This is a genomic window from Cupriavidus sp. (assembly GCF_057315035.1).
In genome coordinates this window covers 200,379-214,782 of sequence record NZ_DBHKYV010000003.1, presented here as the reverse complement: position 1 = coordinate 214,782, position 14,404 = coordinate 200,379, and the positions used below count along the sequence as shown (strand labels likewise).

The 14,404-nt window shown below is 64.0% G+C and carries 13 protein-coding genes; 6 read left to right on the top strand and 7 right to left on the bottom strand.

What is annotated here, in order from left to right:
• Positions 1-22 precede the first annotated feature (22 nt).
• Genes ACO550_RS07480 through ACO550_RS07465 form a run of 4 tightly spaced genes read left to right on the top strand, consistent with a single transcriptional unit; the run spans position 23 to position 4,093 of the window.
• On the top strand, positions 23-955 hold the full coding sequence (locus ACO550_RS07480; protein WP_315591480.1) for a S1C family serine protease: 933 nt from the start codon (positions 23-25) through the stop codon (positions 953-955).
• A 12-nt stretch (positions 956-967) separates the two neighbouring features.
• The gene (locus tag ACO550_RS07475; protein WP_315591481.1) at positions 968-1,981 is read left to right on the top strand and encodes an AAA family ATPase; all 1,014 of its coding nucleotides are present in this window, start codon (positions 968-970) and stop codon (positions 1,979-1,981) included.
• Positions 1,959-3,017 carry a DUF58 domain-containing protein gene (locus ACO550_RS07470; protein WP_315591482.1) on the top strand — a complete coding sequence of 353 codons (1,059 nt, stop codon included), beginning with the start codon at positions 1,959-1,961 and terminating at the stop codon, positions 3,015-3,017. Before ACO550_RS07475 ends, ACO550_RS07470 begins: the two co-directional genes overlap by 23 nt.
• Entirely contained in the window at positions 3,014-4,093 is a 1,080-nt protein-coding gene (locus tag ACO550_RS07465; RefSeq protein WP_315591483.1) for a VWA domain-containing protein, read from the top strand. Before ACO550_RS07470 ends, ACO550_RS07465 begins: the two co-directional genes overlap by 4 nt.
• 26 nt (positions 4,094-4,119) lie before the next feature.
• On the opposite strand, the gene ACO550_RS07460 is transcribed toward ACO550_RS07465, so the two are convergent.
• Complete coding sequence (locus ACO550_RS07460; protein WP_315591484.1) at positions 4,120-4,719, bottom strand: helix-turn-helix domain-containing protein; 600 nt, start codon at positions 4,717-4,719, stop codon at positions 4,120-4,122.
• A 147-nt stretch (positions 4,720-4,866) separates the two neighbouring features.
• On the opposite strand from ACO550_RS07460, the gene ACO550_RS07455 reads away from it, so the two are divergent.
• Together ACO550_RS07455 and ACO550_RS07450 are read left to right on the top strand one after the other, a co-directional pair.
• The gene (locus tag ACO550_RS07455) at positions 4,867-5,847 is read left to right on the top strand and encodes a tripartite tricarboxylate transporter substrate binding protein (protein ID WP_315591485.1); all 981 of its coding nucleotides are present in this window, start codon (positions 4,867-4,869) and stop codon (positions 5,845-5,847) included.
• A 74-nt stretch (positions 5,848-5,921) separates the two neighbouring features.
• The gene (locus tag ACO550_RS07450; RefSeq protein WP_315591486.1) at positions 5,922-6,698 is read left to right on the top strand and encodes an aldolase; all 777 of its coding nucleotides are present in this window, start codon (positions 5,922-5,924) and stop codon (positions 6,696-6,698) included.
• Between the two features lie 209 nt (positions 6,699-6,907).
• Here the strand turns inward: ACO550_RS07450 and ACO550_RS07445 are convergent, their stop codons facing one another.
• The 6 genes from ACO550_RS07445 to ACO550_RS07420 all read right to left on the bottom strand — a co-directional run bounded on the left by ACO550_RS07445 (position 6,908) and on the right by ACO550_RS07420 (position 14,399).
• The gene (locus tag ACO550_RS07445; protein ID WP_315591487.1) at positions 6,908-9,190 is read right to left on the bottom strand and encodes a TonB-dependent siderophore receptor; all 2,283 of its coding nucleotides are present in this window, start codon (positions 9,188-9,190) and stop codon (positions 6,908-6,910) included.
• 267 nt (positions 9,191-9,457) lie between these two features.
• A complete protein-coding gene (locus tag ACO550_RS07440; RefSeq protein WP_315591488.1) occupies positions 9,458-10,840 on the bottom strand; it encodes an ATP-binding protein in 1,383 nt (460 codons plus the stop codon).
• Entirely contained in the window at positions 10,837-11,580 is a 744-nt protein-coding gene (locus ACO550_RS07435; RefSeq protein WP_315591489.1) for a response regulator, read from the bottom strand. Before ACO550_RS07435 ends, ACO550_RS07440 begins: the two co-directional genes overlap by 4 nt.
• Positions 11,581-11,668: 88 nt before the next feature.
• Entirely contained in the window at positions 11,669-12,961 is a 1,293-nt protein-coding gene (locus ACO550_RS07430) for an FAD-dependent oxidoreductase (RefSeq protein WP_315591490.1), read from the bottom strand.
• A gap of 11 nt (positions 12,962-12,972) precedes the next feature.
• A complete protein-coding gene (locus tag ACO550_RS07425) occupies positions 12,973-13,731 on the bottom strand; it encodes an ATP-binding cassette domain-containing protein (protein WP_315591491.1) in 759 nt (252 codons plus the stop codon).
• On the bottom strand, positions 13,728-14,399 hold the full coding sequence (locus tag ACO550_RS07420; protein WP_315591492.1) for an ABC transporter permease subunit: 672 nt from the start codon (positions 14,397-14,399) through the stop codon (positions 13,728-13,730). The genes ACO550_RS07425 and ACO550_RS07420 overlap by 4 nt, the downstream gene beginning before the upstream one ends.
• Between the last annotated feature and the right edge of the window lie 5 nt (positions 14,400-14,404).

Below are 14,404 nucleotides of genomic sequence, written 5' to 3'. Positions count from 1 at the left end.
CGACGGGACCTCGGGGGCTGCGATGAAACGGGTGGCAATCTACGGATGGGTCGCGGCAGCCGTCACGCTGGTCTTCGTCGCGGGCGTGGGCACCGCCTGGATGACGCAGCCCACGCGGCGTGCGCTCACGCAGGCCGATATCGACAAGGCCGTGCTGCACACGCTGCAGACCAAGAGCCTGCCTTCACGCAGCGCCAGGGCAGCCGAGATGGTTCGCGAATCGGTGGTGGAGGTCCTCAGCTATGCGCCTGAGACAAAGGTGGTGGCGGCCACTCCCGCGCCCAAGTCAAAGCGCGACGCCCCACGCAAACGCCCCGAAGCCGCTCCGCAAACGCCGCCGTCCGCCCCCCCGTCGCGCGACGAACTCGCCACTGGCGATCCGCCCGCAGGCAAGGACCAGCCCGGCAGCAAGCCCGAATCCGGCCATATCGGCTCGGGGGTGGTCGTCACTGAAAGTGGCGTGGTCCTCACCAGCTATCACGTGATTGCCGACGCCCAGCGTCTGGAAATCAGGTTCCACAACGGCCAGACGTCGGAAGCCAATGTGCTGCAGGCGATCCCCGAAAAGGATCTCGCCGTGCTCAAGGCCAAATCGATTCCCGATGATCTTCCAGCAGCAACGCTCGGTTCGAGCCAGGACCTTGCGCCGGGCACCGAAGTCGTCGCGGTGGGTTTTCCGTTCGGGATCGGCCCGTCGGTGTCGGCCGGCGTCGTGTCGGGACTCGACCGCGAGTTCGTGTCGCCAGATCGCAAGCAGCGGCTGGACAAGCTGATCCAGTTCGACGCCGCCGCCAATCCCGGCAACTCGGGCGGCCCGCTGATCAACCTGAACGGCGAGGTGGTGGGAATCGTCACTGCCATCCTCAACCCAAACCAGAGCGGCACCTTCATTGGCATTGGCTTTGCCATCACCATTGAAAGTGCCGGTGCTGCCGTCGGATCTTCACCTTTCTGATTGCGGAGGCCCATGAACGACCAAGCCCGAGGCGCCACGGACAGCGCCGACCTGATGGAGCGCCTGCTGTACGAGGTGAAGCGCGTGGTGGTGGGACAAGACCACTTTCTCGAACGGGTGCTGGTGGCCATCCTGGCCGGCGGGCACCTGCTGGTGGAAGGCGTGCCCGGCCTGGCCAAGACACTGACCGTCAACACGCTGGCCAGGACGATGAGCGGCACGTTCAGGCGTATCCAGTTCACGCCGGATCTGTTGCCGGCCGACCTGATCGGCACACGCATGTACAACCAGGGCACCGGCGAATTTTCCACGGTGCGCGGACCGGTGTTTGCCAACCTGCTGCTGGCCGATGAAATCAACCGTGCGCCGGCCAAGGTACAAAGCGCGTTGCTGGAAGTGATGCAGGAAAAGCAGGTCACCATTGCTGGCGAAAGCCATCGGGTGCCCATGCCCTTCCTGGTCATGGCCACGCAGAATCCAATCGAGACCGAAGGTACCTACCCGCTGCCAGAGGCGCAGGTCGACCGCTTCATGATGAAGGTGCTGGTGGGGTACCCCAGCGAGGAAGAGGAGGTTGTGATCGTCAACCGCGTTACGGGGCCGCGCATCAACGTGGGCGCGATCGCCACCCCCGAACACCTGACCGGCCTGCAGGACGAGTGCCGCAAGGTCTATGTGGATCCGGGCCTGATCCAGTACGCGGTGCGCCTGGTGGCGACTACGCGCAAACCAGGGTCATACGGCCTGGCCGACCTGGACCGCTACGTGACCTTTGGCGCCAGCCCGCGCGCCACCATCGGCCTGATCGAAGGCGCCCGCGCGCTGGCCTTCCTGCGCGGCAGGCACTATGCGCTGCCCGAGGATGTGATCGACCTCGTGCCGGACGTATTGCGGCACCGCCTGGTGCTGTCGTATGAAGCCATCTCCGATGGCGTGACGGCCGACCAGCTCATCACGCGGATCATGCAGGCGCTGCCGGTGCCGGAACGGCCAATGGAATCCCATGTTCAGGCGGCTGCGCGCTAGCCGCCCACGCGGCCCCGATGCCGCCGCTCCGGAGCGCGTGCGCACCGGAGCGCTTGCCGGCATCGATGCCAGCCAGACCGACGCGCTGGTGCGCCGCCTGGAATGGACTGTGGTGCGCCGCCTCGACGGCCTGCTGCAAGGCGACTACCGCACGCTGTTCCGAGGCTTTGGACTGGACTTCGCCGATCTGCGCGAGTACCACCCTGGCGACGACGTGCGGCATATCGACTGGAACGTCACCGCACGGTTGCAGACGCCTTACGTGCGTGAATTCCAGGAGGATCGAGAGATCGCTGCGTGGTTCCTGCTGGACCTGAGCGGGTCGATCGACTTCGGTTCCGGCGTGGTACGCAAGCGCGACCTGCTGCGCGACTTCACCACCGTCATGGCACTGCTGCTGACCCGCTATGGCAACCGGGTGGGCGCGGTACTGTATGGCGGCGGCGCGCCCGATGTTGCCACATCGGTGGTGCCGGCACGTCCGGGGCGCCGGCAGTTGATGCATCTGCTGGACCGCATGCATGCCACGCCTGCCGCTTCAGATGCCGCTGGGCCAGGCAAAGCACGCACGGAAACCCGACTGCGGGACCTGCTCGATCGCGCCCGTGCAGCCGCAAAGCGGCGCTCGGTGCTGTTCGTGGTGTCCGATTTCATCAGCGCGCCGGGCTGGCAGGCATCGCTAGCGATGCTGGCCAGGCACCACGAAGTCGTGGCCGTGCGGCTGGTCGATCCGCTCGAATCGGCGTTGCCCGACCTGGGACTGGTCGTGCTGCAGGATGCGGAAACCGGTGAGCAGATGTTTGTCGACACCCACGATCCTGCATTCAGGAAGCGCTTCGCCGCGGCTGCCGAAACCCACGAAACCGAACTGCGCGAGGCATTCCAGCGGGCCGATGTGGAATGCCTGACACTGTCGACCCATGCCCGGCTCGACCTGGCTTTGTTGAATTTTTCGCGCCTGCGCAGTCGCCGGCCAGGAATCGCGAGCGGGACAGCCAAGGCAACCATCAAGGGCAAGATCGAGGGGGCCGCATGATCGATGCGATAAGCCGCTTGCCCGTCTTCAGTTTCCTGTGGCCCGCCATGCTATGGCTGCTCGCGTTCATCGTGTTGCTGGCGGCCGGCTATATCTGGCTGGATCGGCGCCGGCGGCGCGCCGCGGCGCACTATCCCGCCCTGAGGATGGTCGGTGCGGGTGCGGGAGCGGTCATCGGCACAGGCACGACCTGGCGGCGCCACGTGTCGCCCGTACTGATCCTGCTGGCCCTGACTGCGCTGATCGTCGCCATTGCCCGGCCGCAGGCCGTGATGACGCTGCCCTCGCGCATCGAGACCGTGATCGTGGTGCTTGACCTGTCCGGCAGCATGCGCGCGCAGGACGTCAAACCCAGCCGCATCCGCGCCGCGCAGCAGGCGGCCAAGGTCCTGCTCGATTCACAGCCGGCAGGCGTCAGCATGGGCGTGGTCGCGATGGCGGGCACCGCCGCCGTGGCACAGCCCCCGACCCGCAGCAAGGATGAAGTGTCGGCCGTGATCGACCACCTGAAGCCGCAGGGCGGCACCGCGCTGGGCAATGGCCTGCTCGTGGCGCTTACGACCCTGTTGCCGCAGGTAAGCGCCGACGCCGCGCAACTCATGAGCGACGAGGACGCGCCGCCGAAGAAATCCGGCGCCATTGGCGCCATTGGCGACGATGACGCGGTGCAACCGGGCACCTATGCTTCGGGCGCGATCGTCGTGTTCTCCGATGGCGAGAGCAATGCGGGCCCGGGTGCCATGGAAGCCGCGCAACTGGCCGCCGACCATGGCGTACGCATCTACACCGTGGGGGTCGGCACGACCGAAGGCGTCGTGCTGTCGGCCGACGGCTGGTCCGCGCGCGTCAAGCTCGACGAAAAAGTGCTGAAGGAAATTGCCGATGCCACCGGGGCCGAGTACTTTCGGCTGGAAGATGCCACCGGACTCAAGAAGGTCTACCGCGCGCTCAACGCACGGCTGGCATCGGGCAAGCGCGACCAGATCGAAGTCACCGCGTTCTTCGCCGCCATGGGCGCCCTGCTGGCGGTCTGCGCGGGGCTGCTGTCGCTCTGGTGGTTCGGGCGCGTGATGTAGCTGGCTACTGGCTCAGGCCAGTCAGATCACACGCTTTTCTTCCGGTCACTCACCACCACCAGTGCCTGCGCCAGGGTCTTGCCAAGCGAGCGCGAACGGTGCGGGATCGATGCGTTGAAGTACAGCGAATCACCCGCCGTCATCTTTACAGTGCGGTCGTCGAACACCACCTCCATCTCGCCCGACACCACGAAGATCAGTTCTTCACCCGCATGGCTTGCCATGGGCTGGTCTTTTGCGAGCGTAAAAGGAGGCAGCATGATGAACGGCTGCATGACCTTGTCCACACGCTCGGTAGCAATGGCTTCATACGTATAGCCTTTCCGCTCGGCCGACGGGCTGAACGGTATGCGGTCGGCGGCCTTGACGTGAAGGATCTCGTTCGCACGCGATGCCTTGGCGATCAACTGGTCCACCGTTACCTCAAGCGCGTCGGCCAGCTTCAGCACGGTGCCGATGGTCGGCGACGACAGGCCACGCTCCAGCTTGGACAGATAGCTTTTGGTAAGCGACGCGCGTTGCGCCAGTTCCTCAAGCGTTAGCCCATTGAGCTTACGAAGCTCGGCCAGCCGTTCGGCGATGGTCGAAAGCGCGGCGGAGGCGCCCGTTTCTTGCTTGCTGGTCATCCACGATCACTGGTTAGTGCGCATCGGCGCCTGGAATGCCCGCGATTGTACGGTCGGCACGACACATCGGCAACTTGGTTGCCTAAAGGAAACTTCGGTGTCATGATAGACACACTTGTTTCCCCACCCGCCCCCAGGAGCATTCAAGTGAGCCTCAAGCGCCCCCACTTCGCAGGTGCAGCTGCCCTGCTAGCCTCGCTATCCGTCAGTTGTTCATTCGCCGTTCACGCCGCCTACCCGGATCGCCCCATCACGCTTGTGGTGCCGTTTGGCGCCGGCGGCATTACCGACCTGGTGGCGCGCGCCACGGGCAAGGCATTGTCCGAGCAGTTGGGCCAGCCAATCGTCGTGGAAAACCGCCCGGGTGCCGGAGGCAATATCGCCGCCGATTTCGTGCGGCGTGCCCGGCCCGATGGCTACACGTTGATGTTTGCCACCGTCGGCGTTCTCGCGGTCAACCCGCATACCGACGTCAAGGTCAATTTCAATAGCGCGAAGGATTTCACCTACGTCTCGCTGGTGGGTTCCACTCCGCATCTGCTGGTAGTCAACCAGGACTTGCCTGCTGCCAACCTGCCCGAACTGATCAGGCTCGCACAACGCAAACCCGACGCGGTCAGCGTAGGGACCGCAGGCGTGGGAAGTTCGCCGTTCCAGGGTATGCGAGTACTCCAGGATGTGGCCAGGGTGCAGTTCCTGCACGTGCCGTTCAAAAGCGGTGCAGAGTCCGTGACCAATGTGGTCTCCGGCCAGGTCAACATGACCTTCGAAGCCACGCCTCAAGTGATGCCGTTCGTCACGTCGGGCAAGCTGCGCGCGCTGGCCGTGGCCAACCCGCGGCGCCTGGCCACCGCACCCGACGTGCCATCGACGTCGGAACTTGGGTTTCCGACCTTGGTATCGGGCTCCGTGGCTGGGCTCGTCGGCCCTGCAGGCCTCGATGCCGGAATCGTCAGCAAGCTCAATGCGGCAGTCGCCAAGGCAGTGGCCAATCCCGCGTTCAAGGCAACGCTGGTGGCGCAGGGTACGGAACCGATGTCATCGTCGCCCGAGCAGTTCCGCAAGCTGATCAGTGAAGAAGACCAGCGATGGTCCACGCTGCTGAAGGCGGACAACAAGACAAAATAAAGAAATCACATCCCAATCGTTTCAACCTTATCCCGATTCAACTCCAGCACATCCCGAAACTGAAAGGAACAGACATGGCAAACACGATGCAACTGAGCAAGGGCGAGATCGTCGCCGCATCGCTCCAGCAGATGCAGACGCAATTGCGCGCTGAAAAAATGCCGCTGCGCGAAGCCGTGGCCGAAACCTGCCGCATCCTCTTCGCGTTCGGCCATGATTCCGGTCTCGCCGGCCAGATCACCGCGCGTGCCGACACACCCGGCACCTACTGGACGCAACGCCTGGGCCTGGGTTTCGACGAAATCACGTCCGACAACCTGCTGCTCGTCAATGAGGACCTCGAAGTCCTGGAAGGCAGCGGCATGCCCAATCCCGCCAACCGCTTCCACTCATGGCTCTATCGGGCCCGCCCGGATTTGAAGTGCATCGTCCATTCCCACGCGCCGCATGCGTCTGCATTGGCCATGTTGGAAGTACCGCTGACGATTTCGCACATGGACACCTGCGTGCTCTATGACCAGTGCGCATTCCTTGAGAAATGGCCTGGCATTCCAGTCGGCAATGAAGAAGGTGAAATCATCTCGGGTGCGCTGGGCGACAAGAAGGCAATCCTGCTGTCACACCACGGACTGTTGGTGGCCGGCGCCACGGTGGAGGAGGCATGCGTGCTCGGCGTCATGTTCGAACGCGCCGCGCGGTTGCAGCTGCTGGCCATGGCGGCCGGCGAGATCCAGCCGATTCCACCTGAACTGGGCCGCGAAGCGCAGCGTTGGGTCAGTACGCAGAAACGCTTTGAAGCCACGTTTGCCTACTACTCGCGGCGCGCGCGGCGCGAGTTGGGCGCCGAATGACGGCAATAGCGAGGGGCGTGACAAGCTCCCCTCTCCCGCGGAGCGGGAGAGGGGAGACCACCAAGGGCATATCCAGGGCTTGTGGTGCTCCGCCGCCAGGTGCGCAACAGCGGAGGATGAAGTGCAGATTCCCCCCACCGCCAATGACCTGGCAAATCCTCGTGGGGCGCCGGACGCGCCCCCAGACACGACACGATTCGTATTCGCCGTTAGAACGTCATGCCCACGTTCAGCAGGAAGGTCCTGCGCGAGGTCGGCACCGCGCGTACCGCGCCGAACGACGACTGGTAGTTCAGGTGGTTCGTGAGGTTGTAGCCGTTCAGGGAGATGCGGTACTTGCCCTGCTTGTACGCGATCATCGCGTCCAGCGAGAAGTTGTCCGGCATCTTCGTCGTGTTGGCTGAATCCGCCCAGTATCCGGTGGCGTACTGCAAGCCGCCGCCGATGGTCAGCTGGCCCGGCACGGGCAGGATCGTATGCGGGATGTCGTAGGCGGTCCACAGCGTCACGTTGTGGCGCGACACGCCCGGTGCCGCATTGCCCACCGTTGAAGCCGTGGTGGCCGACGTGACTTCGCCGTTCAGGTAGGCGTACGCAACGTTGGCCGTCCAGCCGCCCACGATGCGTCCGCTCAGGCCCAGCTCCAGACCACGGATACGGCGGCCTTCACCGGAATCAGAGAAACCGTTGGTGATGTCGCCGGTATTCGGATCCACCGTGTAGGCGTTGGATTTCTTGGTCTGGAACAGCGCACCGGTCACGCCGAGACGCTTGTCCAGGAAGTCGAGCTTGGTGCCAACCTCGATCGTGTCGGCGCGTTCAGGTTCGCCGCTGATGCCGTTCTGCGGCACTTCCGATGCCACGCCGCCCACTGCCACGGCGATGTCGGTTCCCACTGGCCGATACGTGCGCGAGAACGACGTATAGAACATGTAGTCCTTGGTCGGCTCCCAGATGGCGCTGATGGCCGGGCTCAGCTTTTTCGAATCGGCCGCGCCGCCCAGCGACGACGCATTGGTCGCGTACTCGCTGCGGAAGTAATCCCAGCGCAGGCTGCCCAGCAGCGAGAACTGTTCCGTCAGCCAGACACGGTCATTCATGAAGACACCGACATCGATGGCATTGGCATCGCGCGTGGTGCCGCCATAGGCCACGCTGGCATTCGGGCTGTTGTAGAACACCGGGTTGACCACGGTCTGGTTGTTGTTGCGGCCGGTCCACGTGCCCATGTCGCGATGGTCACGCTGGTAGCTCGTATCCAGGCCCACCATCGCCTTGTGGCGGAAGTTGCCCGTCATGAACTCGCCCTTGGCGCTCAGCACATTCTGAACACCCCACCCGCGCTGCAGATAGGTGGAGCCACCACCTGCGCCGTACGGCAGGCTGACGTTCCGGCCAGCCAGCAGGGACTGCAGGTTGGCGTAGGTCAGCGCGCCCGGGTTGGTCGACGAGAAGTCACGCTCGTAGAAGCTGAAGCGCGTGTCATTGCTGATCGTGATGCCGTTGTCGAGTTTGGTGGCAAAGTTCGACGAGACGATATGCGCGTCGGTGGTATCGCGATCGGTGTTGCGTACGTAGGACGTGGACGAGGAGATGCCTGGCACGCCGTACTGGGTCAACGGTCGGTAGATGCCGTCGGCGCCCTGCGCGACCGAAACGCCATAGTCTGGCGCGCCACTGCGGTGCAGGTACGAATAGTTGAGATGCCACTCGGTGCTGGTGCCAAGGCCGGTGCCAAAGTCGATCGCGACGCCGCGACGATCATCGTCGACATGATCGCGGTCGGCCACGCGGCCGTTCTGGAACATGCCGTTGATCCGTACCGCCGAGGTATCGTTGAGCTTGATATTGCTATCGACCGTGGTGCGATAGGTAGCGTCCGAGGCAAAGCCCTGGTCGATGCTGGTGCTGGTATGCAGGTTGGCTTTCTTGGTGGTCTGGTTGATCAGGCCACCGATATTGCCAACGCCAAAGCTCTCGCCCGACGGCCCCTTGATGACCTCGACGCTTTCGGTGTTGAACGCATCGCGCTTGTACGCACCAAAATCGCGCAGGCCATCCACGTAGATATCGCCCTTCGCCGACAGGCCGCGGATGCGGAACTGGTCGCCGGCTTGTCCGCCGTTGCCTTCGCCGGTGGAGATCGTGATGCCAGGCACGTTCTTGAGGATCTGTTCAAGCGACGTGGCTTGCTGCTGCTCGATGACCTCCCGCGGCACCACATTGATGGTCTTCGGCGTTTCCTTCACGGTATCGGGCAACCGGGAAATTCCGGTTGGCGCCTCGTTGGCATTGCCAATGCCACGGCCCGTCACCGTAACCTGTGGCAGCATGTCGCTACCGCTTGCGGATGCCTGCGCGGCCACCGCTCCCGTCGATGCGGTTTGCGCCTGAGCGACGCACGGAAGCGCCGACACGGAAATGACCAACCCCGCGGATGTGGCACCAGATACCAACAGGCGGACGGCGCTCGATACTTTCTTTTGCTGCACGGATGACTCCAGCATGATTTGACAGTCGGATTGGTCGTGCTGCCGCGCCTCGGTCGGGGGACCCAGGCACTCCTCAGTCAAAGATGTGGAAATGCACCCGCCGCAGCCATCGAGGCTGGCATGGCAATCACGCCAAGATGCGAATGATTGCTATTTGTTGTTGCGCAGGTTTGTTGAATTGTGGCGAAATGTGGCAAGCCGGACAGGGACTGACACACTTCGCCATCCCGGAAAGACCGGGGCAGGCTGGCCAAGGCTCGGGGAAGGCTAGAGAGGCAGCGCAATTGCCGCGCACAGGCCGCCTTCGGGACGGTTGTGCAGCGTCACTTCGCCACCATGCGCACGGATGCTCGAACGGGCGATGGCCAGACCCAGGCCGATGCCACCTGCGTCCTTGTTGCGCGCAACGTCCATGCGCGCGAAAGGTTCGAAGACGCGTTCGAGATGATCGGGGTCGATGCCGGGCCCACTATCCTCGATGTCGATCCGCAGCTTGCCCTGCAAGGTGTCAGCCAGGATCCTGACGGACACTTCGCCATAGCGCGCGGCATTGTCGATGATATTGGTCAGCGCGCGTTTCAGATGCACCGGGCGGCAGCGATAGTACATGTCGTCGTCAATCGATGCCGTGCACGTGACTTGCCGTCCCTGCAGGCGCTGGCCTTCCACTACCTCGTGAACCAGGCCGCCGATGCGCACATCCTGGGTCGGTTCATGCAGCGCATCGTCGCGCGCGAATTGCAGCGTTTCTTCCACCATCACGCTCATTTCGTCGAGCGTCTGCACCATCGCGTCGCGCAGCGCATCGTCATCGATCAGTTCGGAGCGGATCCGCAGCGACGTCAGCGGTGTGCGCAGGTCGTGCCCGATGGCCGCGATCATCTGGGTGCGCCCGTTCACGAAACGCATCAGGCTTTCCTGCATGTCGTTGAAAGCCTGCGTGATCTCGCGCACGCCGCTTGGGCCCTCGGGTTGTGGAAGCATGACGCGTTCACCACGGCTGACGCGCCGCGATGCCTCGGTCAGCACGCGCAGCGGACGCATGATCCGCCTGCCAAACAGCAGTGCGATGATGGCCGTGGGCAGCATGCCAACCAACAGCGAGAAACTCAGCACGCGGTTCCAGTGGGCCGGCAGCATGGTTGGCCAGTGCCGGCTGCGCAGCCACTGGCCATCGGGGAGCCTGACCTCGATATCGAGTGCCCACGCATGCGTGCCACGAAACGCACCAAACGCGCGCTCGAGCCAGTTTCCGCGATGCTCGGCGGTGGGGCTGGGCTCGATCTGCCAGAGATGCACATGGACCGGCGCGTCCCCGGCCAGATCCAGCAGCTTGTGCACACGCTGCGACAGCACCTGCTCCTGTTCATCCATCTCCGGGGCATTTGCGCTCGAGGTAGCCGACAGCCGGAAGGTGGAATCGGGCAGGCTGATATCGTTGAGCAGCGCGGTGGCATCGGGCGTGCGCCCGGCAACCCGGTAGGCGGACAGGATGCGGGTCTCGATGGTTCTCACCGACAAAGGGTGAATGGTGCCGTTGTCGGCGCGCCACCAGGTCATGACCAGCACCGCAATGATGTGCGCGGCCAGCAGCGCCAACAACCACAGCGTCAGCAGTTGCCCCGTGATACTGCGCGGAAACCACCTCATGAATGCTCGACCGTGACTTTGGTGGCCAGCAGGTAGCCGTCCCCGCGAACGGTCTTCAACATGCTGGGGCGGCGTGGATCGGCCTCGAGCTTCTTGCGCAGCCGACTGATCTGGCTGTCGATACTGCGATCGAACGCCACGGTCTCGTTGCGCTGCGTCAGGTCGATTAACTGGCTACGGCTAAGCACCCGATTCGGGTGTTCGACCAGTGCGCGCAACAGATGGTATTCAGCGGTGCTGAGCGGAATGTCCTCGTCGAAGGGGCTACGCAGTTCGCGCGTGCGGGTGTCGAAGCTCCAGCCACTGAACAGGAAGCGATACTCGGATTGCGCCGGCCCCTGCTTCGCGTCGGGCAGGGCCGGAGCCTGTGTACGGCTGCGGCGCAGTACGCTGCGGATGCGCGCCACGAGTTCGCGCGGATCGAACGGCTTGACCACATAGTCGTCCGCGCCAATCTCCAGGCCTGCAACGCGGTCGGCCTGGTCGGTCACGGCGGTTAGCAGGATGACCGGCGTTCCGACATGTTCGGAGACGTAGCGGCACAGCGACAGGCCATTCTCGCCGGGCAGCATCACGTCCAGCAAGATCAGGTTGAAGCTGCGCTCATCGAGTCGGCGGCGCATGGCCTTGCCGTCCTCGACCGCCTCCACGTCGAAATCGAACCGGCGCATGTATGTCGACAGCGGCTCGCGAATGGCTTGATGGTCGTCGACCAACAGAATGCTCGGACGTCCGTCCATGCCACTTCCCATCTAAATAAGAATCATTATCGCGAATTCTACCTTAGATGTGCCTTTACCCATGCGCGGACTGGCCGGGCGGCGCCGATCAACGTCCGATACGGTCGAGCAGGCTGTACCACGCCACGCCCGCTGCAATATAAAAACGCTGCAACTGGTGCATCGGAATTGGTGTGATGGGTGAGACCGGATAAGGGAAAGCCTCCGTCGGCTGCGTCAGGCGCGCCGCAAGATGTTTGCCGAAGCTTGTGCAGAGCGCAATGCCCCGCCCATTGCATCCCACCGCGACGGTGATGCCCGGTGCGGGTTCGTGGATATGCGGCATGAAATCGCGGGTCACCGCGATGCGTCCGCCCCAGCGATATGCATATTCGAGCGGCCCCAACTGCGGGAACAGCAGTTCAAGCGACCGCTCCAGATGGGCGAAGTCCTGCGGACCACGCGGGTCCGAAAAGAAACCGCGTCCACCCATCAGCAGGCGCCCGTCCGCATCCTTGCGAAAGTAGAGCAGCAACCGCTGCGATGTCGATGCGGTCTCTCCGCGCGCCAGGATCGCATCGGCGGCAGCCGACGCCAATGGACGCGTGGCCACGATAAAGCTGTTGGCTGTCAGCAGCGTGCCTTGCAAACCGGGCCAGAGGCCTCCTGTGTAGCCATTGGTGGCAATCACCACGTGCTCGGCCGACACCGTCGCACCGGTGGAAAGCGTTGCCTGCCACCTGCCCATGCCCTGCGAGGTTTGCGGTGCCAGCGCGGTGACGGCACTGCCACCGTGTATGGCGGCGCCAGCGAGCTGGGCAGCGCGGACCAGTCCACGCGTGTACGACAGCGGTTGAATTGCCCCTGCACGGCTATCGAGCCACCCGCCCGCGAACGCTTCGGTGCCCACGCGTCGCGCTACCGCAGCGCGATCAAGCGTTTCCACATGCACGCCCCTGCGTTCCCACTGCCGGGCCCGCGCATGCATGCCCGCAACGGCCTTTGGCGCATAGGCCAGTTGCAGCCAGCCGCTGCGCACCGGTTGGCAGCGAATGTCGTGCCGGGCGATCAGGTCAAACACCAGATCGGCCGAGTCTGAAATGGCCTCGATCAGCGGCTCGGCGCGCTGCTCGCCCAGCAGCCGCACCAGTTCGTCCGGATCATGCTTGAGCGTGGGATTGACCTGCCCCCCGTTACGCCCCGAGGCACCCCAGCCAGGCTCATGACTGTCGACCACGCAAACCGATGTGCCACGTTCCGCCAGATGCAAGGCGGTCGACAGCCCGGTAAAGCCGGCGCCTATCACCAGTACATCGACCCGGGACGATGCGGTCAGCGGCGGCGTGGGCGACGGATCGATGGCGGTCGCCGCCCACAGCGAAGGAGGCAACGTCTCTTTCATGGCGTGTTCCGTCATCGCGCAAGGTCTCCCGCGGACTCGGCCGGCTTGTGCAGGACGCGGCGCAGGAAGTCCTGTGTCCGCGCTTGTCGCGGCGCGCCCAATACCTGCGCAGCCGGGCCCTCCTCCACGATCTTGCCGCCATGCAGGAAGCAGACACGATCCGCCACCTCGCGTGCAAAGCCCATCTCGTGCGTCACGACGATCATCGTCATGCCTTCGCGCGCCAGGCTGCGCATTACCTCGAGTACATCGCCAACCAGTTCGGGATCAAGCGCCGAGGTTGGCTCGTCGAACAGCATGGCCTCGGGCTGCATCGCCAGCGCCCGCGCAATGGCCACCCGTTGCTGCTGGCCGCCTGACAACTGCGCGGGATAGGCAGATGCCTTGGCGGCCAGCCCCACCTTCTCCAGCAGGCCCATGGCACGCGTACGCGCCGCCTCGATACTTTCGCCGCGGACGTAGACGGGCCCCTCCATCACGTTTTCCAGCGCGGTGCGGTGCGGGAACAGGTTGAAGCGCTGGAACACCATGCCCATGCGGCTGCGCAAACGGTGGATCTCGCGGCCATTGCGCTCCACACGCTCGCCAAAGGCACGAATCTCGCCGCCTTCGTACGATTCCAGCCCGTTGATACAGCGCAGCACCGTGGACTTGCCCGATCCCGACGGGCCGATCAGGCAGACCACCTCGCCCGCATCCACATGCAGGTCCACCCCATGTAGCACCTGATGCTCGCCAAACCGCTTCTGCAGGTTCTCGATATCGATCATGGTCGTTTCCTTCCGGCGCCAAAGCGGAACTCGACGCGACGCAACAGGTAGACGAGCGGCAGGCTCATCAGCAGGTACAGCAGCGCCACCAGCGTATAGACGGTCATGTTCTGGAACGTCGACGATGCGATCAGTTGTCCGGCTCGGGTCATCTCGGCCACGGTAATGGTCGACACCAGGGACGAGTCCTTCAGCATCATGACCAGCGTGTTGCCATACGGCGGCAGCGCGATGCGGAACGCCTGCGGCAGGATCACCCGCCGCAGGATCAGCGCGCCGCGCATGCCCATGGCCTCGGCGGCCTCACGCTGACCGGGGTCGACTGCCTCGATGCCGGCCCGGAAGTTCTCGGCCTGATAGGCCGAGTAGGCAATGCCAAGCCCGATGACACCGGCCTGGAAAGCGGTCAGGTGCAAGCCGATATCGGGCAGCACAAAGTAGATGTAGAAAAGCTGCACGATGATCGGCAGGCCGCGAATCACATTGATGATGGTGGCACCCGTCGCCGACACCACGCGTATCGACGACAGCTTCATCAGTGCCAGGCCTAACCCCAGCACGCTGCTGAGCAGGAACGACAGCACGGTGACTTCCACCGTGACCACCGCGCCCTTGAGCAGGATGGGCAGGAACTCGCTGGCGTTGTTAAGGAATGTCGCGCCGTCCATCGTCC

Coding starts and splice junctions, on each gene's coding strand:
- ACO550_RS07425 (WP_315591491.1), bottom strand. CDS start 13,731: ATGATCGATATCGAGAACCTGCAGAAGCGGTTTGGCGAGCATCAGGTG.
- ACO550_RS07440 (WP_315591488.1), bottom strand. CDS start 10,840: ATGAGGTGGTTTCCGCGCAGTATCACGGGGCAACTGCTGACGCTGTGG.
- ACO550_RS07420 (WP_315591492.1), bottom strand. CDS start 14,399: ATGGACGGCGCGACATTCCTTAACAACGCCAGCGAGTTCCTGCCCATC.
- ACO550_RS07475 (WP_315591481.1), top strand. CDS start 968: ATGAACGACCAAGCCCGAGGCGCCACGGACAGCGCCGACCTGATGGAG.
- ACO550_RS07480 (WP_315591480.1), top strand. CDS start 23: ATGAAACGGGTGGCAATCTACGGATGGGTCGCGGCAGCCGTCACGCTG.
- ACO550_RS07430 (WP_315591490.1), bottom strand. CDS start 12,961: ATGAAAGAGACGTTGCCTCCTTCGCTGTGGGCGGCGACCGCCATCGAT.
- ACO550_RS07450 (WP_315591486.1), top strand. CDS start 5,922: ATGGCAAACACGATGCAACTGAGCAAGGGCGAGATCGTCGCCGCATCG.
- ACO550_RS07460 (WP_315591484.1), bottom strand. CDS start 4,719: ATGACCAGCAAGCAAGAAACGGGCGCCTCCGCCGCGCTTTCGACCATC.
- ACO550_RS07435 (WP_315591489.1), bottom strand. CDS start 11,580: ATGGACGGACGTCCGAGCATTCTGTTGGTCGACGACCATCAAGCCATT.
- ACO550_RS07470 (WP_315591482.1), top strand. CDS start 1,959: ATGTTCAGGCGGCTGCGCGCTAGCCGCCCACGCGGCCCCGATGCCGCC.
- ACO550_RS07465 (WP_315591483.1), top strand. CDS start 3,014: ATGATCGATGCGATAAGCCGCTTGCCCGTCTTCAGTTTCCTGTGGCCC.